The sequence below is a fragment of the Reichenbachiella sp. genome (assembly GCF_965223055.1).
Lineage (GTDB): Bacteria > Bacteroidota > Bacteroidia > Cytophagales > Cyclobacteriaceae > Reichenbachiella.
In genome coordinates, this window is the sequence record NZ_CBDCVM010000005.1 from 261,795 (window position 1) to 282,791 (window position 20,997).

19 protein-coding genes are annotated in these 20,997 nt (G+C 39.7%); 17 read left to right on the forward strand and 2 right to left on the reverse strand.

Translation table 11 applies throughout. The features are described from left to right. Positions 1-48 precede the first annotated feature (48 nt). Positions 49-3,570: a M1 family aminopeptidase gene (locus ACOQO5_RS04135; protein ID WP_420580419.1), complete on the reverse strand. Its 3,522-nt coding sequence runs from the start codon at positions 3,568-3,570 to the stop codon at positions 49-51. A gap of 2 nt (positions 3,571-3,572) precedes the next feature. Continuing rightward, positions 3,573-4,457, reverse strand: a complete 885-nt coding sequence (locus ACOQO5_RS04140) for an ABC transporter ATP-binding protein (protein WP_420580420.1) — start codon at positions 4,455-4,457, stop codon at positions 3,573-3,575. Positions 4,458-4,664: 207 nt separating this feature from the next. On the opposite strand from ACOQO5_RS04140, the gene ACOQO5_RS04145 reads away from it, so the two are divergent. The 17 genes from ACOQO5_RS04145 to ACOQO5_RS04225 all read left to right on the forward strand — a co-directional run bounded on the left by ACOQO5_RS04145 (position 4,665) and on the right by ACOQO5_RS04225 (position 20,930). Further along, on the forward strand, positions 4,665-5,792 hold the full coding sequence (locus ACOQO5_RS04145) for a sensor histidine kinase (RefSeq protein WP_420580421.1): 1,128 nt from the start codon (positions 4,665-4,667) through the stop codon (positions 5,790-5,792). Beyond that, positions 5,785-6,480, forward strand: coding sequence for a LytR/AlgR family response regulator transcription factor (locus tag ACOQO5_RS04150; protein ID WP_420580422.1), 696 nt, complete (start codon positions 5,785-5,787; stop codon positions 6,478-6,480). The genes ACOQO5_RS04145 and ACOQO5_RS04150 overlap by 8 nt, the downstream gene beginning before the upstream one ends. A gap of 102 nt (positions 6,481-6,582) precedes the next feature. After that, positions 6,583-6,933, forward strand: a complete 351-nt coding sequence (locus tag ACOQO5_RS04155; protein WP_420580423.1) for a MauE/DoxX family redox-associated membrane protein — start codon at positions 6,583-6,585, stop codon at positions 6,931-6,933. Between the two features lie 14 nt (positions 6,934-6,947). Next, on the forward strand, positions 6,948-7,442 hold the full coding sequence (locus ACOQO5_RS04160) for a DUF1648 domain-containing protein (RefSeq protein ID WP_420580424.1): 495 nt from the start codon (positions 6,948-6,950) through the stop codon (positions 7,440-7,442). Further along, complete coding sequence (locus tag ACOQO5_RS04165) at positions 7,435-8,247, forward strand: RNA polymerase sigma factor (protein ID WP_420580425.1); 813 nt, start codon at positions 7,435-7,437, stop codon at positions 8,245-8,247. The genes ACOQO5_RS04160 and ACOQO5_RS04165 overlap by 8 nt, the downstream gene beginning before the upstream one ends. Positions 8,248-8,326: 79 nt before the next feature. After that, the gene (locus ACOQO5_RS04170) at positions 8,327-8,995 is read left to right on the forward strand and encodes a DUF2461 domain-containing protein (protein ID WP_420580426.1); all 669 of its coding nucleotides are present in this window, start codon (positions 8,327-8,329) and stop codon (positions 8,993-8,995) included. Next, entirely contained in the window at positions 8,995-9,339 is a 345-nt protein-coding gene (locus tag ACOQO5_RS04175) for a TfoX/Sxy family protein (protein ID WP_420580427.1), read from the forward strand. Before ACOQO5_RS04170 ends, ACOQO5_RS04175 begins: the two co-directional genes overlap by 1 nt. Before the next feature lie 56 nt (positions 9,340-9,395). After that, positions 9,396-9,926, forward strand: coding sequence for a dihydrofolate reductase family protein (locus ACOQO5_RS04180; RefSeq protein ID WP_420580428.1), 531 nt, complete (start codon positions 9,396-9,398; stop codon positions 9,924-9,926). A gap of 89 nt (positions 9,927-10,015) precedes the next feature. Continuing rightward, entirely contained in the window at positions 10,016-11,257 is a 1,242-nt protein-coding gene (locus tag ACOQO5_RS04185) for a PDZ domain-containing protein (protein WP_420580429.1), read from the forward strand. A gap of 139 nt (positions 11,258-11,396) precedes the next feature. Then, positions 11,397-13,784: an ABC transporter permease gene (locus ACOQO5_RS04190; protein WP_420580430.1), complete on the forward strand. Its 2,388-nt coding sequence runs from the start codon at positions 11,397-11,399 to the stop codon at positions 13,782-13,784. Between the two features lie 163 nt (positions 13,785-13,947). Beyond that, positions 13,948-15,432: a glycerol kinase GlpK gene (gene glpK, locus ACOQO5_RS04195; RefSeq protein ID WP_420580431.1), complete on the forward strand. Its 1,485-nt coding sequence runs from the start codon at positions 13,948-13,950 to the stop codon at positions 15,430-15,432. A gap of 72 nt (positions 15,433-15,504) precedes the next feature. Further along, complete coding sequence (locus ACOQO5_RS04200; RefSeq protein ID WP_420580432.1) at positions 15,505-17,154, forward strand: FAD-dependent oxidoreductase; 1,650 nt, start codon at positions 15,505-15,507, stop codon at positions 17,152-17,154. Next, positions 17,151-18,044: an ROK family protein gene (locus ACOQO5_RS04205; RefSeq protein WP_420580433.1), complete on the forward strand. Its 894-nt coding sequence runs from the start codon at positions 17,151-17,153 to the stop codon at positions 18,042-18,044. Before ACOQO5_RS04200 ends, ACOQO5_RS04205 begins: the two co-directional genes overlap by 4 nt. Before the next feature lie 52 nt (positions 18,045-18,096). Next, positions 18,097-18,849: a TMEM175 family protein gene (locus tag ACOQO5_RS04210; protein ID WP_420580434.1), complete on the forward strand. Its 753-nt coding sequence runs from the start codon at positions 18,097-18,099 to the stop codon at positions 18,847-18,849. Between the two features lie 9 nt (positions 18,850-18,858). Next, positions 18,859-19,617, forward strand: coding sequence for an exodeoxyribonuclease III (locus ACOQO5_RS04215; protein WP_420580435.1), 759 nt, complete (start codon positions 18,859-18,861; stop codon positions 19,615-19,617). Next, positions 19,618-20,130 carry a hypothetical protein gene (locus ACOQO5_RS04220; RefSeq protein WP_420580436.1) on the forward strand — a complete coding sequence of 171 codons (513 nt, stop codon included), beginning with the start codon at positions 19,618-19,620 and terminating at the stop codon, positions 20,128-20,130. After that, the gene (locus ACOQO5_RS04225) at positions 20,127-20,930 is read left to right on the forward strand and encodes an MIP/aquaporin family protein (protein ID WP_420580437.1); all 804 of its coding nucleotides are present in this window, start codon (positions 20,127-20,129) and stop codon (positions 20,928-20,930) included. Before ACOQO5_RS04220 ends, ACOQO5_RS04225 begins: the two co-directional genes overlap by 4 nt. Positions 20,931-20,997 lie beyond the last annotated feature (67 nt).

A 20,997-nucleotide genomic window follows, 5' to 3' on the forward strand; every position in this document is an offset into this window, starting at 1 on the left:
AGCATATTTCTTCTTACAACCGCTTAATATTATCCACGACCTTTTCCTCTACTCTGGTGCTAAAAGGATCAACGGCAACAAAAAGTGGTTTTCATCGACAACTATTTTAATCTCAGATTTTTCCTGATGGAAAGCATGTGGTTTTAAGTATAAAACATCCGCTTGACCTTTGATTATGGAAGGGTCCTTACTGAAGACACCAATCGTAATAGCTTCATCAATTCCAATCGGTTCTTCTTCTCCCTCCTCATTGGTTTCAAATCTATTGGCTTCTACCTGAATAGTTAATTCAAATTGACCATTGTCCAAAGCCTCTACTTCTACCTCCTCAATTGACAATTCATAGGTAATCACTTTTTTAAACCAATCATCAATCAATGCTTTTTGGTCTACTGTTGAAATTTCATACAATTTTTCTAAAAACATCAATGTGGTCAATTCAAACGGCTCTTTACCTCCATGCTCATCTACAATTCCTTTTAGAATGGTATTAATCGCTTTTTCTCCAAGCAATTCCTGCAAGCCAAGCATTACTGTCAATGCTTTACCGTATACCAAGTGACTTTGTCCATCTACCAAATACAAGGGTTGTTCTTTGTCGCCGGTAAACGCGCGGCCATTGAAATATCGCATTCGAGCTGTTTCTCCTAACTGTATCCATGCCTTTTTACCATATACCTCTTTCATGACTACAGCTTCTGTATACTTAGCCAACCCTTCAATAAAAAAACTAGCTCCCGGAGCCACTTTGGGTGCGAGTTGATGTCCCCACCATTGATGAGCCACTTCGTGTATGGTACGCTTTGCGACCAGATTGAATTCATCTGCCTCTCTGATATCAATCAGATACAAATTGTCCTCTACCATACTGATCAAGCCCGGGTGTGCAAACCCACCCATTTGCCAGTGACTTGGAACTTCAGCTATGCGCAAATGATCTAAAGGATAGGGTCCAAAATTGACATTGCAATAAGCCAATGCGCTTTGTACGCTCGAGCTGATCGAATCAATATTAAAATCATGTTTTGGGAAATAATACTGTTCGAAATCAATGCCTTCGATTTTCTCTTTTCGTACTTCGTAAGCAGACGAAAAGTAAGCCACAGTAGGCATAACCAATTGATCAGATTTGAAGTGAAAATAATTACGGTCAGGTTCGCTCCATTGGTTGACTAACGCCCCAGTACCAATCGCAATTTCATCTGCGCTAGTAGAAATGACTGTTTCATAATTAACTCTTCCTATTTTGTAGTTTTCTTCTGTCAAGTGTAAATCTGAAACTTCTTCTACCTCTTTATGCGGCAATCCTCTTTTGGCTCGTTCAAAATTGTCTGAAATTTCCATGCTCTCGCGATATTTGAGGACTGGCTCAAAACTTCGATGCATGAGGTATGTACCATTTTCAACCAATTCCTGACTGGTTTCATAACCCTTAAATTCTCGGTCAATTTCAAAGCTTATTTTCACCTTTTGGTTGGGCATGACCGGACTTTCAAATGCATATAAGTACGTACCGTAATATTCGTCATGTTCAACCAGTCCTGCATTTTCAATCCATATTTTAGATAAAGGCTCTTTTTCAGTGATGAACAATTGAGTCATGGGCTCTTCCTCTTTATTGATCATAACATAATCCGCTTTCACCAAATAGCGATTTCTTTTTGGGTATAGGTTCACTTCTACCTTCATATCTGTGTGATAAAGTCGCGTCAACGATTCATACTTTTTAAACTTTCTTTCATACCCTTCACGAAAGTCTAAAGTATCATCGGCTGTATAGTATTCATTGACTACGTGCGTATTATACCAAATCAAACTCCCCATGCCAATAAAAATAGCAAGGCCATACGATAGCGAAATGCGCTCCCAGTTTTTCCAGTTTGATAAAACCTGACCCAGGTGCATTCTCAGATTAGTATCTACTCTGCGTTGCCAAAGTTTGAAAGTGAATAAAGTAAGAAGGCCAGAAAATGCCAGCCAAAAAATAGCCTGATGAGCAAACTGCAAGGTTTCAGCCGAATAGCCCGTCATATTGGTATAAGTAGGAAGCGTGAGGCTCCCTGGACGAAGCATCAAATGTTCCACACCTACTTTTGGTGCTAAAAAACTAAAGAGGATAATCATCAATGTAAGCCCCATAGCCAAAAACTTGTTTCTGGTAACACTTTGAAGAAACAAGGCGATCAAACAAAAAATGATAAAACGCAATCCATAGAAATAAAACAACGCCAGGTATTGGCTCCATTCGATTTCTAAAAAGCCCATGCTTATTTGAAAACCTACCGATAAAAAAATAGCCACTGCGATCAGCGTCATGGGAAGCGAAATCAATACCAAAAATTTGGATAGAAAAAGCGACCAATTGGCGACAGGACTCGCATCTATAATAGTATTAAAACGGAAGCTTCGCTCTCGCCAAACCAGCTCCCCACTATAAAAGACAATCATAATAAACGCAAAAAGCATTAGTGGATCTACATATAAGTCAATCAATAAATTTGTCAGCGGGTACCAACTATCATTATAAGCGCCACCGTTGTTTATTCGTGCCATACACTCCATGAAAACGATGATTATCCATATCGCTTGAATAGCCAAAAAAGGAAGGCTTTTGAATATTGCTGCCCACTCCAGTTTCAACTGAGATAAGAATGCCAATCGTTGTGATTTAGAGCTAATGACCACTGCTACTGGTCGGTAAATTTTTTTGATCAAAGGGGCCTGCTCATCTTCTTCTTGTTTTTTGGACTTTTGAGTTAAGACCCGAAATGAAAACAGTCGATAGGTAATAAAGAGAACTAAAAGAGAAAAACCAGTCCAAATAATCCTATTCCATAGGTATAAGCCAGAAAAGGAGAGCAATTGAGTATTCTTTTGATACGCGGTCCAATATTGCGTCTGCTCGAAAAAAGCAGCCAAACCAAAAGGATCTGCCAATGCAGCAATAGCCATAGCTTCAGGTGACGCCGGAACAGACTGTGCCATCATGGGTGAGTTTAAAAACATTGAACTCAACATGTAGAGCATGTAAATAAAAAACGCACTGACATAGGTAGCGATGTTACTTTTGGTCAATACAGTGACGGCAAAGATGAGTGCAGAGCAAAAAAAAATGTTCGGCGCAACAATTAAGAAAAAGGGTTGGACATACCTCATGAATTCGAACGCAGCTATCCTAGAAGGGTCCAGGTTGCCAAAGCTGATCATGAAAGCATAACCAAAAAGAAATGGAACAAATGAAAGCAAGCTGAACAAGTACAGTCCTGTAAAGCGACTACTAAAATACAAGGCTTTGCTAATTGGTGTACTAAAAACCAAATGTTCCATTCCGTGCCGCTTATCTCTAAGTACGCCACCGATCGACAAAAACATAATGATAAAAACACACCCTAATGATATCAATCCAGTATAGTAATTGATCTGATATCCAGAATTGAAATTCACGTTTGCAGGAGCAAATCCTTGTGCGCCCGTTACCAACCCATAAAACAAAAATATGAATGCAAAAATCATAAAGGCCTTCTGCTTCACTTGCAGAAAAGCTTCAAATCGAAGTAATTGACTAAACATGTTTATGCGTTTTTATTTTGATTGAAAAGAGTGACGAAATACAAATCTTCCAGATTAGGTTGGACGGGATCAAATCCGGCTTCTGGCTTTTGATCAGCATAAACACGAATCTGGGTTTCACCAGCAAGGAGTTTTGTCGAGATGACACCGAAGGCTTTTTTATGAGATTCGAGTTCTGATTTTTTAATCATTTTACACCAAATCTTTCCCTCAAGATTTGATACCAACTCTTTTGGGCTGCCCTGTGAAATAATTTTTCCCTCGGCCAGAATAGCCATCTGTGGACACAGGTCTCGCACATCTTCTACAATATGAGTGGATAAGATCACTATCACATTTTCGCCAATCTCACTCAATAGATTCAGAAATCGATTTCTCTCCTCCGGATCCAAGCCAGCAGTCGGCTCATCTACAATGATGATTTGAGGGTTGGCCAATAAGGCTTGAGCGATACCGAACCGCTGCCGCATACCTCCAGAGAAAGTATGAACAGCCTTTTTTCTATGTTGATACAAATTTACCTGCATCAACAGGGCCTCAACCTGTTCCTTTCTTTCTTGTTTATCAACAATTCCTTTCAGTACGGCCATATGATCCAGCAATCGTTCAGCAGAAACTTTCGGATATACTCCAAACTCTTGTGGCAGATACCCAAGTTGTTTTCTGATGACTTCTGGCTGTTGGACCAAGTCCAAATCGTTGAAAGTAATGGTGCCAGAGGTAGGTTGCTGAAGCGCGGCAATGGTTCGCATCAGAGAAGATTTACCCGCGCCATTAGCTCCTAATAGACCAAACATCCCGTTGGTCACAGTCAAAGACACCTCATCGAGCGCCTTGACGCCATTGGCATAGGTCTTTGATAGTTGATTAATTTTAAGCGTGTTCATAAGTCCTTTATTTTGAATTTTCGGCTAACCTAGCTACCCAAAATCAACACTTATAATAAAGGTGTTGTACCTCGTCTTTTTTGTGTTAGATGACCATCAAATTGACATCAATTACATTCAACATTAAACTGATCCAGTTCATGTTAAAAATTGATGGGTTGGACATTAATATTAAATTGTTGACAGGGATAACAATAACTTTGACCCATGATTGACTTCATTAAAAAATACAAAGCATTTGTCATAGGGCTAGTCATCGTTCCCTTTTTCTATTGGCTAGACTATTTGGGCTTGATCATTATCCCTGAGGATATGAACACCGACGACGTTTTCATTTTTGCCATTTGGTGGCTTTTGTTATCTCTAGTCATTCATAATTTTTCTTTTTTCGTGCAAAAAAGGAAAACTATGCTGAGGCTCTTCGGCCTCTTTGTATTATTTGTAATCGCTCTCTTGTACGATTCGAACAAAAGCATTCCTGACAACCCTATCACGATCGTCTTCCTATTGATTTTTTATTTGGGTCTTGGGTTCACCCTGTTTCCCGGTTTTTTTAAGAAATACCAATACTACATTTTAGGAGCCTATACTCTCATTGCGATTCATTTTTCCTACTTCAGGTTGTCTGCCCCAACCTTCGAATATTATGTGGAACACCATAAGACGTTTGCCCTCATACTCTTTTTGGTACCGATTCCGGTTTTGATTGTGCTGTTTATTTATGACCAATGGAAATGGCTAAAGACGCTTGAAGCAGATAAGTCACAAGCAGAATTAGAGTTGTTAAAAACTCAGGTGAATCCTCATTTTTTCTTTAATACACTCAACAACCTCTACTCGCTTACAATCAAACATTCTGATGAAGCTCCGAAAGTGATTTTGAAATTGTCTGAAATGATGCGGTATTCCATTTATGAAGGAAAAAAGGAATATGTACCTCTAAAAGATGAAATAATATATCTGGAAAACTATCTTGATTTACACCTCATTAGATACCGAAAGAAAGTAGATGTCCAATTCAATCATTCGATTGATGAAAGTGATCGAGTTTCTCCATTGCTTTTCATCATACTTTTAGAAAATGCATTAAAACACGGTGTGGAATCTCTTTCTGATAACGCCTACATCAATATGGATTTGTCAACCGAGAACGGACAACTTAAATTTAGTCTTGAAAACAACTTTGACCTTTTAGAAAAAAGCGCTCAAGGTGGCATTGGATTGAATAACTTGAAACAACGACTAAAACTGATCTACCCAAATAAACATACCCTTTCTATCCTAGAAAAGGAGGATGTCTTCAGGGTAGAATTAACTATCGAACTCAATGATTAGATATATAATCGTAGATGACGAACCACTGGCGCATGAGCTAATTGAAGAATTTTGTAGCATGCTTCCACATCTGGAGCTGGCCAAAAACTGCTATAATGCACTGGAGGCGATGCAATATCTCAATGAACAAACTGTGGACATCATGTTTCTGGACCTGAACATGCCCAAACTCAAAGGGTTTGATTTTTTGCGAACACTCACTCACCCTCCTCAGGTTATAGTCACTACAGCATATCAGGAATTTGCACTTGAGGGTTATGAGCTCAATGTTGCTGACTATTTATTGAAGCCATTTAGTTTTGATCGGCTCGTCAAGGCCATCAACAAAGCCGTAGGGCCCAAGCAGGAAGATTCAAAAACCAACACTTTATCTACACCGTCCAATGAAAGGTTCTTTGTAAAAGGTGATAAAAAGTATCACCAAATTGCCACTGACGATATATTGTATATTGAAGCATACGGCAACTATACTAAAATGTACCTTCGTGAAGAAATGATCATTAGTCATGAGAAAATTTCTGAATACGAATCCATACTCCCATCTTTAGCATTTCTTCGCGTACACAAATCTTTCATTGTTGCCAAGGACAAAATCAAGTTGATAGAAGGAAATCGTATCAAAATTCAGGATCACGATATTCCTATAGGACAGACCTATCGCGCAATCATCAATAAACTATTTCTTTGAAGAAATGAAATTCATCCACTCCAGATCAGAACTTAACATCCCAATACCATATTCTTTCTAACTAATAGAAAGAATTGTCCAGAACACAAAAAAGCCTAAAGGATGATCCAAAGCATCTCAGTCTATATCATTTCAGCCTTCTACATTTTCGCAGGGGTTAGTCATTTTCATAGCCCAAAGTTCTTCTTGAAGATTATGCCGAAATGGGTCCCTTTTCCAAAAGTGGTTAACCTATTGGTTGGGGTAATAGAAATCTTGTTAGGTGTGGCCATTTATTTTGAAGAAACAAGAACGTTGGCAGCCTGGGGAATTATTGTACTACTCATTGCTGTCTTTCCTGCCAATATTTATCATTATCAACAAGCAAGACAGAAAGGAAGACAAATTGCTATTACATTGATTCGCTTGCCGCTGCAGCTTTTATTAATTTACTGGGCTTACACCTTTGTATAATTATTTGCTCTAACATGGCAAGGCCTAAACTTAAGCTGACGCTTTCTTCATTTGATGTTTTAATGGAATTGATGGGAGGTGTGTTGATAATCCTATTAGTTGCATATCCTCTATATCGCTATGCAGAGCTTCCAGAAGTCATACCCATGCATTTTGATGCTACGGGAAAACCAGATCGTTTTGGTTCAAAATGTAGTATTTGGATCTTGCCCATGGTGGGTTTTGTCGTCTACGTGGGGCTGATGATACTAAATAGGTTTCCTCATCTTTTCAACTACCCTACAGAAATTACTAATCATAATGCTGAAAGGCAGTATAAACTAGCAGCTACACTCGTCCGAACGATAAATTTTTCAACGGCTCTGATTTTTTATTATATCACTTATCAGTCTGTACAGTCTGCTCTCGTGGGTCAGGATGGGTTAGGTAGAATGTTTCTCCCTCTAGTAATATTGGGCACCATTTGCCCAATTGCTTGGTATTTGATTAAAGTGTATCGAAATGGATAAATCTGAACAAGAAAAGTACGAATCTGAATTCCTCTCTTTCAAATGCGAATTGACTTCATTTGTTTTTCGACTCGTGTCCAATCGAGCATTAGCTGAAGACCTTGTACACGACACCTACTTAAAGGTGGTTGATAAAATTGGGACGTTTAGAAAAGAATCTTCCTACAAAACATGGGTTTTCACCATTGCACATAATTTGACCAAGAACCAATTGAGCAAGCAAAAAAGGTGGAGAGAAGATGCCCAACAGATCAACGCCAAACTGCATATCAATTCTGAAGAGATGTTCGACAAAATGAGGGGCGTCTATGATAGTAAACCCGATAAAAGTTTTGAACTGAAGGAACATATCACCTACTGCTTCAATTGTATGACTAAAACGCTGGTCGTAGAACAGCAAGTTTGTATTTGGCTCAAGAATGTCTATGACTTTAAAGTTTCTGAAATCATGACTATCACTGGTCTGAGCGAGGGAAAGGTAAAGCATGCTATCGCTGGTGCTCGAAAAAGCCTGACCCGAATCTTCGACGATAAGTGTGCATTTGTGAGCCAGAAGGGCACCTGCCACCAATGCTCATCGCTGAAAGGCATACTAAATCCCGAGCAGAACGAACAATCGAAAGCCAACCAAATAAAAATGGTACGAGAAGGTGGCAATCCTGATAAAGAAAAACTTTTAGATCTTCGGTTGGAACTAGTAAAGAATATGAATCCATTAGAAAGTTCGAGCAGCCACCTTCACACCTATTTCTTAGAAAATAGCCCTCAGTGGGTAAAAATGGCTCTTTCTGAAGAAAAATTGTAATTTCTTTCAAAACTCCGTCCGTTTTGAACAGCTCATTTGTCTAAAGGGAAACATTGTTCAAACTATATTCCATTTACAAATGAGATACTTTACAAAATCATTTATCACCTTTTTCCAAGACCTGACCAATAACAATCAGAAAGAGTGGTTTCATGCCAATAAGAAAAGATATGAATCAGAGGTGAAGAAACCTTTTGAGACCTTCCTTTCTGATCTCATTGCTGCCATTCAAAATGAAGACCCTTCTTTGTCCATAGCCCCAAAAGACTGTGTACTAAGAATCAATCGTGATTTAAGGTTTTCGAAGGATAAAACCCCATACAATCTGCATTATTCGGCTGTCGTTTCTCATGCCGGACGAAAAGATAAGAGTGTCCCAGGTCTTTTCCTGAGGTTTTCACCGGAAGAAGTAGGTGTCATGGGCGGCGCTTATGTTTTGGACAAAGACCAGCTCAAAGCCATCAGATCCGATGTCATGAAACAACCTGAAATCATCCATGCTTTAATCAACGATAGAGCGTTCAAATCAAATTTCGGTGACTTGCTAGGAGAGGAAAGTAAGAGAATGCCTGCTGAATTTCAGGAGGCGTCAGAAGACAACCCTTTGCTTCTTAAGAAGCAGTTTTATTTTATGTCTAAGCGAAAACCTGCATTGATCTCCTCAGACAATCTGCTTCAAGAACTGATGACTTATTGGCATGCGGCCCGACCACTGAATGAATACCTCGCTTCAATCATTAGAAAATAATGGCATACGATGAAATGTTGTTCGATCGGATTACCCGGAGCTTTCAGGAGCTCGGGGTAAACGCTGAAGCCAAGAGACTCATGGGTGGACTTTGTTTTGTTCTCCAAGACAAAATGTGCGTGGGTACCAGTATCGATAAGGCAAATGGAAAACCCAGACTCATTGCCAGAATTGGAGAAGCTCAAGTTTCTCAAGCTTTGAAATATGATTATTGCTTGCCCTTCCAGCCCACAGGCAAAGTGATGAAAGATTTCGTGTCGATTTATGACGAAGGCATTGATTCAGATGAGAACTTAGCACAATGGGTAAAGCTGTCAGTCAATTTTAGTCAAGAGCTGAAATAGTAAAAAGTAACTGCTGGATTTCTATATTTGGGGAATGCACCATTTAAGCCCAAAACATGAAAAAATGTAAGCTTTTTATCGCAACGAGTCTAGATGGTTATATCGCCAGAGCAGACGGTTCATTGGATTGGCTGGATGCCATTCCTAATCCAGATAAGTTAGACTATGGGTACTATAGCTTTTATGATACCGTAGATACTTTGATCATGGGACGAAAAACTTATGAGGAAGTCCTGGGCTTTGGTGTGGACTGGCCCTACCCAGATTGTAAAACTTACATAGTAAGCAGTCAGGAAGTTGAAATCAAAACGGAAAACACGTTTTTGTTTTCTGGCCCTCTTGAGGACAAGGTTAAAGAATGGAAAAGTGAGAACGGAAAAGACATTTGGGTAGTTGGAGGTGGTGTCCTCATTTCCTCAATGATTGACCTTGGGCTGATCGACGAAATGTTGTTAACCATCACCCCCGTCATACTAGGTAGTGGAATTCCACTAATTCCAAATAATCCAAAAGAGACCAAGCTTGAACTAGTCAAAACAGAGGCTTTTGATACAGGTTTCGTCAATCTCACTTATAAAAAATCTTAAATCTACTACCGCTCATCCCAAAATTGAGGAGCCAATAAGGGAATTTTATCGGGAATTGTTATCTTCTTGATTATTCAGCTAGGAGAAAAATGAAAAAACCGATTCGTCAAGCGCTTATAGTGGCGCTAATCTTAAATCTTTCAATTACTCAATTTCTTCACGCACAATTTGGCTTTGCTTTGCCAAAAGGAGAAGAAAGTGTCGAGATCCCCTTTCAAAATTTTAACAACCTCATTGTTTTAGAGGTAACGCTCAAAGACAAAATTTCAGTCAATTTCATTCTGGACACAAGTATTGAACACACCATTCTTACCGAAAAGGCTGTGGGAGATTTTTTAGAATTTAGATATGCCAGAAAAATGAAACTTGGTCAAGGCGGGGATCAAACCTACTATGGGTATGTAGCTTTAGATGCTAAAATGTCCCTGTCGGATAGTGTATCTACTGCAGATGTATCCTCGATGTTGGTACTTGAAACCGACTATTTGAATTTGGCTGGACTAGCTGGCTCAAAAGTACATGGACTCATCGGCTATGACGTTTTCAAAAGTTTTGTGGTAGAAGTGGATCATTCCAAATCTATCCTCACTCTGCACAAACCGGAGTCATTTTCAAAGCCCAAAGGTTACAGCGAACTACCTATGAACATAGTTGAACGGAAGCCATTCATCGAAACCGAAGTGGTGCTGGAAAGCTGGGAAAAACGAAATATGAATTTTATGATTAAAACAGGGGCCAGTCATGCCGTTTTTTTTGAAGATGACTCTGTGGACTACTTTCTGCCCTATCGAAACTTAGAAGTTCCAATCGGACAGTCCTTCGGTGGAGAAGTGCTCGGCCATGTTGGCCGGTTGCGAAGCCTCAACATTGATGAATATTCATTAGAGAATCCTTTGGCCACTTTTGCCAAACCTGAACATATCAATCAAAACGAAGACACCAAGAAGTATGGCGATGGGTCTATAGGCCAAGGTGTTCTACAGCGATTTAATGTCATCTATGACTTTCATCATTCCAAAATTTACCTTAAGAAGAACAACAGTTTTTCTGACCTATTTGAATATGACATGAGTGGTTTGAGTATTGACGTGAAAAACGAAAAGGATTATTCTTTTGCCATCAAATCGCTTCGCAAAGGATCTCCAGCGGAAGAATCTGGCTTACAAGCCGGAGACATCATATTGTCAATCAATGATGATCCAATCACTATCGATAATTACGGCCAATTCCTCAACCTGTTTCTTACCAGGGAAGGGAAAAAAGTGACATTCATTGTGCAGCGAGGGCAAAAACAAATTGAATGCAGCTATCGACTGGCTAGGTTTATTTAATATCTGCGAACACTTTGTTGTCCAGTAGTGGACAACCTTACCTTATATTAGACCTGATTATATTTGTAAGTATTTGACTATCTTCCAGTTAATGACTTCGGCACACCGTTTGTCCGACTAGAGTAAGAACTATACGACTATGCTTAGAAATTATATCACCATTGCTCTTCGCAATATTCAGAATAGCCCTGTCTACTCTGCTATCAATGTGATTGGACTCACAATAGGAATCGTAAGTAGTTTGCTGCTTTATTTATATATAGATTTTGAAAAAAGCTACGACAGTTTCCATTCCAACATGGAAAATATTTATCGAGTCACCACAAAAGCCAATGTACAAGACACTGAATTTCACGTGCCTCTTGCTCCTTCACTAGTAGGCTCAACTCTAAAAAACGAATACCATGCCGTAGAAAACTTTGTTCGTGTAACAGGCAAAGGAGAAATGCTGATTGCTGTTGAAGAAAACTACTTTTATGAAAATGACATTATTCAAACGGACTCGTCGTTTTTCGACGTATTCGATTTCGAATTGCTTCAAGGAGATAAAGCTACCTGCCTCAATGAACCAAATACTATTGTAATTTCTGAAAATCTCGCTGAAAAATGGTTTCCAGGAATCTCTGCCATGGGCCAATCAATAAAAACTGATGGAGAAGACACTCGCATCATTACAGGCATAATGGCGAACCCTAAAATTAACTCAAGTATTCGAGCACATGGCCTCATGTCGTATGGTACAAATACTCCAGGCCAGGATGCGTGGGGCAATATGAATGATCAAATTTTCTTAGTGCTACCGAATAATACCGAAGCTGCGGAAGTGATACCGATTATGGGTCAGATGTATGACAAGTACATGGCTCCCATTTATAACCAGTTTAGTGCATCGGCTGAATTTTCTCTTCAGCCGATGAAAGAAATCCATCTTTATTCGAATTTTGACATGGATTTTGGCTCGGAAGGAGACATCAGCTATTTGTATATTTTTAGTGCCATTGGATTCTTTATGCTCCTTATCGCATGTATCAATTACATGAACTTGGCCACGGCCAGGTCCGTATCTCGTTCCAAGGAGGTCGGTATTAGAAAAGCCATGGGCTCCTATAAAACTCAGCTCATGATCCAGTTTGTGACTGAGTCGATAGTGATTGCTTTTATTTCCCTAGGCATAAGTTTAATTCTGACATTCTTTCTTATTCCACACTTCAATGAATTAGCTAACCTTTCCATTGATCAGAATTTTATCAATTTTAAAATGTTGATGATCTTATTTGGGGTGGTTTTGTTTGTTGGAATGGTTGGTGGAAGCTATCCCGCCTTCTATTTATCACGATTCAAAGCGGCTGAAGTTCTAAAAGGAAAATCTCAAAAGAACAAGGGCAACGAATCTCTTCGCAAAGTCTTGGTGGTCGCTCAGTTTGCCATTTCCTTGGGAATGGTGGTAAGTACTTGGATTGTTTTTGAACAATTAGAATATCTTAGAAATAAAGAGCTAGGGTTTAATCGTGAGCAGGTAGTTACAGTTGCTTTGGAAGGAGATAAAGTTCAAGAAAAACTAGATGTGCTGTCTCACAAATTGCTTCAAAACCCCAATGTAGAGTCCGTGGGTTCTGGTTTTGGCGTACCCGGTACGAATAGCATGAACATGAGTGGCATCCGTGTTGAATCCGCAGATGGACTAATGATTGAAAAGATTTTTCAAAACATTATAGTAGACAATCAATATTTTCCAACGCTGGAAATTCCCATTGTAGAAGGTAGAAATTTTCTAAGCGAAATAGGAAATGATACGTCTTCCTCCGTAATTGTAAACCAAGAAATGGTTCGTGAAATGGGCTGGGTAGACCCAATAGGTAAAAAATTTGGTCGGTTTATTAGCGATGATTTGGATACGCAAGAATTTACCGTTGTAGGTGTGGTGAGAGATTACCACCTCATTTCCTTGCAAGAGCCCATTGCACCGCTTGTAGTTTACAATGGTATAAATAATGGACAAATGATTGTGCGTTTGAATTCTACAGATATTTCAACATCAATGGCTGAAGTAGAAGAGATTTTTAAGTCCGTGGTCACCAACCGACCATTTGAATATGCCTTTTTAGATCAAGGTTTCCAGCAACAATATGAAGCAGATGAAAAAAGGGGAGAAGTATTCGCTATATTTTCAATGCTTACCATAGCTATTGCTTGCTTGGGTCTATTCGGTTTAGCTTCATACACCGCTGAGACTAAGAGAAAAGAGATAGGTATCAGAAAAGTAGTTGGTGCCAGCGTAATGACCATCATCATTATGATGTCAAAAGATTTTCTTAAGCTGATCTTTATCTCCATGATTGTAGCATTTCCAGTGGCTTATTATTTTATGGATCAGTGGCTGCAGGACTTTGCATATGCCATGGACCTTCGGTGGACCAGTTTCGCTTGGTCTGCGGCCTTCACTCTTGTCATTGCATTTGTCACCGTGCTCTACCATTCACTCAAATCTGCTGTGGCAAATCCATCTTCTGCTATCAGAGATAATTAAAAAATTGAACGGTAATTAAAAAGCGGTATACTAGCCGCTTTTTTTGTGTTTACTCCTCACTATCGGGCCAATTCGTTTGTCTTTAAAAACAATTATTGACATCAAATAAGAATGCTGTTTAATTATTTGAATATTGTGCTTAACTTAATGAAAATTTGTCCGCATGAAGCAATACATACTGGCGCTTGACCAGGGAACAACAAGTTCGAGGGCTCTTCTTTTTGATCACAAAGGCAAAATAGTGACCATGGCTCAAAAAGAGTTCAAGCAGATATATCCAAAGAATGGCTGGGTAGAACATGACCCTTACGACATCCTAAAATCTCAGTTGGATGTAATGTATGAAGTCATTAAAAAAAGTAAAGTGAACAATTCTCAAATTCTGGGGATTGGCATTACCAACCAAAGAGAAACTGCCATTGTATGGAATAAGAAAACTGGCAATCCTGTTTATAATGCTATCGTATGGCAGGATACAAGAACCTCCGACTTTTGCCAACAACTCAAAAATGACGATGATTTTGAGGACTATGTTCGAGAAAACACTGGCCTTGTAATTGACTCCTATTTCTCTGCTACGAAAATTCATTGGATCCTCAACAATGTAAAAGGGGCAAAAAAAGCCGCAGAAGCGGGTGATCTCATCTTTGGTACGGTTGATACTTGGCTCATTTGGAATTTAACGAATGGCGCTTCTCATATCACGGATTTTTCTAATGCATCCAGAACGATGCTTTTTAATATTTCAGAACTCAGCTGGGACGAAGAGCTTTTAGAGCGATTCGAAATCCCAAGACAGATGCTTCCAGATGTTACCCACTCAGGTTTTCATTTTGGAATGGCTCAAGTACAAGGCGGAGATATTCCAATAATGGGGGTCGCTGGAGATCAACAAGCGGCTCTTTTTGGACAAGGCTGTTTCGATCCTGGGCAAGCCAAAAACACTTACGGAACAGGTTGTTTTCTTTTGATGAATACAGGAGAAAAAATCCAATACTCTAAAAATGGCTTGCTGACAACCATTGCCTGGGGGTTGAATGGAAAAATCGAATATGCCCTCGAAGGAAGTATATTCATGGCAGGGGCTGCCATTCAATGGTTACGCGATGGGTTGAAAATGATAAGTTCCGCAGAAGAAACAGAAAAAATTGCACAAAGAACCAAAGGAGACAGTGGGGTCTACATGGTTCCTGCTTTTTCAGGATTAGGTGCTCCATACTGGGACATGTATGCCCGAGGTGGAATTTTTGGATTAACTCAGGATACCACTAACGAAGAAATCGTAAAAGCCACATTGGAATCTTTAGCTTATCAAACACGAGATATATTGTTTGCCATGGCCAATGACTCTGGGGTGAAACTCAATTCATTGCAAGTAGACGGAGGGGCCTCTGCCAATAATTATCTTATGCAATTTCAAGCGGATATTTTAAATGTGCCGGTGGAGCGACCTAAAAATGTAGAGTCAACCGCACTGGGAGCCGCATTCTTAGCCGGAATTACCAGCGGACTCTGGAGCATGGCCGACGTCCGAAAAAGAAAGGCACTGGAAAAAACATTTAAGCCTAAAATGGACGATTTTACCAGAGACCATCTCTACACAGGTTGGCACAATGCCGTGAAAAGATGCATGAACTGGGCAAGATAAAAAAGTAAACATTTCATAACACTTCGAGAATTACGTTGAGTAATTATTTGAATTGTTTTGCACAAAAAAATTATGTCACAACCTTCCTTCTCATATCAAACTCGACCTCATATCATTCAAAACTTAAGGAATGAATACTATGACGTAATCATAATTGGTGGAGGCGTGACCGGAGCGGGTATTGCATTAGATGCTGCCACTCGTGGACTCAAAGTTGCTTTAATAGAAAAAAAAGATTTTGCTTCCGGTACGAGTAGTAAATCAACCAAATTGATTCACGGTGGACTTCGTTATCTCAAACAATTTGAATTTAGTTTGGTTCGTGAAGTGGGCAAAGAGCGTTCTATCCTTCACGAATTGGCCACCCATTTGGTCAGGCCAGAAAAGATGTTATTGCCTTTAATCAAAGATGGTAATTATGGTAAAATTATTACGTCGGTAGGCCTGATGGTTTATGACGTATTGGCCGGAGTAGAAGAAGAGGATCAACGCAAAATGCTGTCTGTAGATGAGACTATGAAATGTGAACCCCTTCTAGACAAAAACATCATTGAAGGGGGTGGACTGTATGCCGAATACCAGACGGATGATTTCCGCTTGGTGATGGAACTGATCAAAACATCAGTCAAGTTTGGTGCACAGACTTTGAACTATACGACTTGTACCGACTTGCTGGCTAAAGGAGGAAAAGTATGTGGAGTAGCTGTCCATGACGAAGATTCTGGTGAAGACTTTAAAATCTACGGAGATTATGTGGTGAACGCAGCCGGGCCTTGGGTAGACCAAGTCCGAAAATTCAACAAAAAGGTAAAAGAAACTAAGCTCCACCTTACGAAAGGAATTCATATTGTAGTGCCTTTTGAAAAGCTACCGGTGAAGCAATCGGTCTATTTCGATGTGTCTGACGGCAGAATGATATTTGCCATCCCAAAAAATGATGTGACCTACATCGGAACTACAGACACCAACTACAAAGGCAATCCAAGAGATGCACGTACTGAAAAGAAAGATGTCAAATATCTAATCAAAGCGGTCAACGATGCCTTTCCTTCAATTGTTTTAATTATGGAAGATGTACTTTCTTCATGGGCAGGTGTTCGTCCTTTGATTCAGGAAGAGGGCAAATCAGCCTCAGAGATTTCAAGAAAAGATGAGATTTTTATTTCGGATCGTGGTCTGATTTCAATTGCGGGAGGAAAACTGACTGGCTATCGTAAAATGGCAAAGCGCACCATTGATCTAGTCCTGGAAATGAAAAGCTCTCGCTCCGGCATTACAAAGAAAACAAAATCCAAAACCAAGAAAATCAAATTCGTAGGAAACAGTTTCAAAAACACGAAAGCCGTAATTACTTATAAAGCCAAGCTTTCAAAAGAAAACAGTCAATTCAGTAAACATCAAATAGCTTATCTGGTGGATACTTATGGTGACCAAGCCCAAACTATTCTCAATTTTTCCGAAAGGCTGCCAGGCAAAAATGAGGAAACAAAAATCATTAAAGCTGAAGTACGATTTTGCATTGAAAGTGAAATGGTCATGCATCTCACGGATTTCTTTATTCACCGAACCGGACGTTTGTTTTTCAATATACAAAGCGTAAAAGACCATTTGAATATGGTAGCCACTGAGATGAAACATTGGCTGGATTGGTCGAGCGAACAGATGAAAACAGAACTAGATACCATGCAATTAGAAATAGATCAAGCCACTAATTTCAAATGAAGTGGGGTATAGATCTTGGCGGAACAAAAATTGAAGGAATTATCATTGATCCTTCGGCCGAGAATAAAATAATTGCCCGAATAAGAATCCCTACTGAAGGAGACAGAGGTTATCACCATGTTCTTTTCCAAATTAAGAAACTCATTGAAAAACTAATTTCAGAGAGTGGCCAAAAACCATCTCAAATTGGGATAGGTACACCTGGGTCTATTTATCCTCCTACAGGTCATCTGAAAAACTCTAATAGTCAGCACCTCAATGATCAACCCTTGTTGGTAGACCTACAGAACTTACTTCAAATCCCAGTTCGCATGGCCAACGATGCTAATTGTTTTGCATTGGCTGAAACACAAATGGGCATTGTACCGGAAAAAGCGCCAAATGCTAAGGTAGTATTTGGAGTGATTATGGGTACAGGAGTGGGTGGTGGCCTTGTTTTTAATGGGAAAATCCTAAATGGAGCCAATGGCATAGCTGGAGAATGGGGACACAATTTTCTGCACGATTCAGGCGGGAAATGTTATTGTGGAAAAAGTGGTTGCGTAGAAACTGTCATTTCTGGCCCGGCCTTAGAACGATATTACACCGAGAACTCTGGCCAGTACAAATCACTAAAGGAGATCGTAGCTGATCGCCAATCTGACCCCTTAGCTAAAGCCACTATAAATCGTTTGATAGAATTTTTCGGAATTGGGGTTTCCACTATCATCAATACAATAGACCCTGATGTAATTGTCATTGGGGGTGGAGTTGGCAATATAGATTTGTTGTACACCAAAGGAATTGAAGAAGTGAAAAAGCATGTTTTCAATCCGGATTGTTCTACACAGATTTTGAAACCCAAACTAAGTGACTCTGCGGGTGTGTTTGGAGCAGCCTTTCTCAATTAGTTTTTGCATTCCGCTCAATAAGCTCTAATTTTCATCCTAAAACTCACCTGTTTTGGTTCGCAATGCACTAAAAGAAAAATCGCTTAACAATTCTAATGAACAATTTCGTTTTCGGGGTGTTGACAATACTCGAGTTGAGGCATTGTCCGATGGCGTTTTTGCTATTGCAACTGCACTTTTGGTCATCTCTTCTTCTATTCCAGAGACCTATGCTGAACTCCTTCATTTTCTGAAAGACCTTGTGCCCTTTGCCCTTTGCATGGCCCTGCTCATGCTCATTTGGTTTCAACACTACGTTTTCTTTATTCGATATGGGTTCAAGGACGCCACCATTGTGGCAGTCAATACCCTTTTGCTGTTTTTGATCCTATTCTATATCTATCCGCTCAAATTTCTGATGCAGCTGCTATACGATATGTTTTCGGCTATGTTTACCAATAACCAAGCAGCCTTCAAACATATTTTTACTGAGGTCATTCGAATGGAAAACACTCCTCAATTGATGGTGATTTATGGTTTTGGTGCAGCCAGCATTTTTTTTACACTGGCGGTTATGTATTTGATTGCGTATAAGAGAGCTGACAGCTTAGCATTGACCAACAAAGAAATATTTATGACCAAGGTTAGCATGCGAGCCAATGTGTTGATGGGAATTATACCGCTAGTTTCTTGTTTGTTTTGTCTCTTGCCAATCAACGCCAATATGGCCTTTACCATTGGAGGGTTTATCTATTGGCTATATCCAGCGGTCATGGTGCCATTTGGCATCAGAAATAAAAAATTATTGTCAAAAATCTCAAATTAAATTCCCTTTATGAAAATTGTTTCATACAACGTCAATGGCATTCGTGCAGCCATCAAAAAAGGTCTCCTCGATTCATTTGAAGATATGCAAGCCGATATAATTTGCTTACAAGAAACGAAGGCTCAAGATGATCAAATACTAGAAGCATTGGGAGAAGACTTTCCGTACCATGTGTCTTCCAATAGTGCTGTGAAAAAAGGATATAGTGGCACATGTACCATCAGCAAAGAAGCACCTTTATCTGTGACCAAAGGTATTGGTATTGAAGTTCATGATCAGGAAGGCCGTGTACTCACCAGCGAATTCGAAGATTTTTATTTAGTCAATGTATATGTTCCAAATTCGAGCCGTGAACTCCGAAGGTTAGACTATAGAGAGGGCTGGGACGTGGATTTTAGAAAATACTTGAAAGGATTGGAAACTCATAAACCCGTGATCGTTTGTGGTGATTTCAATGTGGCACATCAGGAAATAGACATCGCCAGACCTAAATCCAATTACAATAAAACTGCAGGCTATACCCAAGTGGAAATCGATGGAATGACTAATTTCCTTGAAGCAGGGTTTGTAGATACCTTCAGACAATTACATCCGGATGAAGTGGCTTATAGTTGGTGGAGCTATAGAGCAGGTGCAAGAGAGAAGAATATTGGCTGGCGTCTGGACTATTTTTTAGTTAGCGAACCCCTGATGAAAAATGTATCATCCTCGAGCATCCATCCAAATTACAAGGAATCAGACCATTGCCCAATTAGTATTACGCTTTAAATGAAAAAAATTAATATCCCTTCAAATAGCGATTATGAAGCCTTTTTTCAAGGGCAAAAAATTGCTGACCACCCGAAGAAAAGAGCCATGTCCATGTTGCTGGCCATTGTAGCCGGTTTGCTTTTGTACACTGGGATGAAAACTACACCAATGGATGAAAAGCTGACCTACGCAGGTGTACTGACTTTAGTCTATGTATTCGTAGGAAGAAACTTCATGTTCAAAATCAAGGTCAAGAATCTTTGGAATCAAAAAAAGGAAACAAACCCAGAATTGATTATCGACAAAAAAGGTGTTGAGATCAAACATCATATTCCCGAGCGGTGTATGACTATGGTTTGGGCCGATTTTGGATTTTATAGGATTGAAGAATCGGTTGCTTTACTTTATCCAAAAAAGTCTCCAGAAAAGTGGTTGACACTTTCTCTCAAATCATTAGAAGGTGAACAAAAACAAGAGCTAAAACAATTGATCAAAGAGAATATTAAAATCACTCAAACACAGAAACAATGAACGTCTACTTAGCAGAGTTTATCGGTACTGCCATTTTGATCCTTTTAGGTGGAGGAGTAAATGCCGGCGTTAGCCTAAATAAGAATTATTTTCATGGTGGTAGCTGGCTAGCCATTTGTGTAGGGTGGGGACTAGCAGTGGCCATGGCTATCTATGCAGTTGGAGACATTTCTGGAGCTCACATCAATCCCGGAGTCACTTTAGGGTTCGCCATGGTAGGTGCATTTGATTGGGCATTGGTTCCTGGCTATATCATCGCACAATTTTTAGGGGCTATGTTCGGGGCTACCTTGGTGTGGTTGCATTACCTTCCTCACTGGAAGGCTACGGAAGATCAAGCAACTAAATTGGGCGTGTTCTGCAACAGTCCAGCGATCCCATCAAGGTATGCCAACTTGTTTAGTGAAGTCTCAGGCACATTTGTTTTGCTCTTTACGCTTTCATATTTAGGTCTCAATTCTTTCACCGAAGGACTAAACCCTTTAGTAGTTGGTCTGCTCATTTGCATGATCGGATTAGCGATGGGTGGCACAACTGGTTTTGCCATCAACCCTGCCAGAGATATGGGCCCAAGGATAGCTCATTTTATTTTACCTATTGCCGGCAAAGGAAAGTCAGGTTGGAGCTACAGTTGGATTCCAGTGGTTGGTCCATTTATAGGTGGCACACTAGGAACATTGAGTTATCAAGCCATATTTAATCAAAACATAATGCTTGCCTTGTACCCATGCGTGTTGGTCGTAGTAGTTTTGATTTTTCTTGCAGTCAAAGAACAAAGCACAAACACGGAAGCCTTATGAAACTTATCAACTACTTTTTTGCATTGGGCCTTACAGTGGCATTCACATTTTGTCAATCAAATTCCAA

Bases quoted from the DNA above. Each gene is read 5' to 3' on its own strand.
- ACOQO5_RS04135 (WP_420580419.1), bottom strand. From the start codon at position 3,570: ATGTTTAGTCAATTACTTCGATTTGAAGCTTTTCTGCAAGTGAAGCAG.
- ACOQO5_RS04175 (WP_420580427.1), top strand. From the start codon at position 8,995: ATGGCATACGATGAAATGTTGTTCGATCGGATTACCCGGAGCTTTCAG.
- ACOQO5_RS04145 (WP_420580421.1), top strand. From the start codon at position 4,665: ATGATTGACTTCATTAAAAAATACAAAGCATTTGTCATAGGGCTAGTC.
- ACOQO5_RS04205 (WP_420580433.1), top strand. From the start codon at position 17,151: ATGAAGTGGGGTATAGATCTTGGCGGAACAAAAATTGAAGGAATTATC.
- ACOQO5_RS04215 (WP_420580435.1), top strand. From the start codon at position 18,859: ATGAAAATTGTTTCATACAACGTCAATGGCATTCGTGCAGCCATCAAA.
- ACOQO5_RS04190 (WP_420580430.1), top strand. From the start codon at position 11,397: ATGCTTAGAAATTATATCACCATTGCTCTTCGCAATATTCAGAATAGC.
- ACOQO5_RS04180 (WP_420580428.1), top strand. From the start codon at position 9,396: ATGAAAAAATGTAAGCTTTTTATCGCAACGAGTCTAGATGGTTATATC.
- ACOQO5_RS04220 (WP_420580436.1), top strand. From the start codon at position 19,618: ATGAAAAAAATTAATATCCCTTCAAATAGCGATTATGAAGCCTTTTTT.
- ACOQO5_RS04165 (WP_420580425.1), top strand. From the start codon at position 7,435: ATGGATAAATCTGAACAAGAAAAGTACGAATCTGAATTCCTCTCTTTC.
- ACOQO5_RS04140 (WP_420580420.1), bottom strand. From the start codon at position 4,457: ATGAACACGCTTAAAATTAATCAACTATCAAAGACCTATGCCAATGGC.
- ACOQO5_RS04155 (WP_420580423.1), top strand. From the start codon at position 6,583: ATGATCCAAAGCATCTCAGTCTATATCATTTCAGCCTTCTACATTTTC.
- ACOQO5_RS04185 (WP_420580429.1), top strand. From the start codon at position 10,016: ATGAAAAAACCGATTCGTCAAGCGCTTATAGTGGCGCTAATCTTAAAT.
- ACOQO5_RS04150 (WP_420580422.1), top strand. From the start codon at position 5,785: ATGATTAGATATATAATCGTAGATGACGAACCACTGGCGCATGAGCTA.
- ACOQO5_RS04160 (WP_420580424.1), top strand. From the start codon at position 6,948: ATGGCAAGGCCTAAACTTAAGCTGACGCTTTCTTCATTTGATGTTTTA.
- ACOQO5_RS04200 (WP_420580432.1), top strand. From the start codon at position 15,505: ATGTCACAACCTTCCTTCTCATATCAAACTCGACCTCATATCATTCAA.
- ACOQO5_RS04225 (WP_420580437.1), top strand. From the start codon at position 20,127: ATGAACGTCTACTTAGCAGAGTTTATCGGTACTGCCATTTTGATCCTT.
- ACOQO5_RS04170 (WP_420580426.1), top strand. From the start codon at position 8,327: ATGAGATACTTTACAAAATCATTTATCACCTTTTTCCAAGACCTGACC.
- glpK (WP_420580431.1), top strand. From the start codon at position 13,948: ATGAAGCAATACATACTGGCGCTTGACCAGGGAACAACAAGTTCGAGG.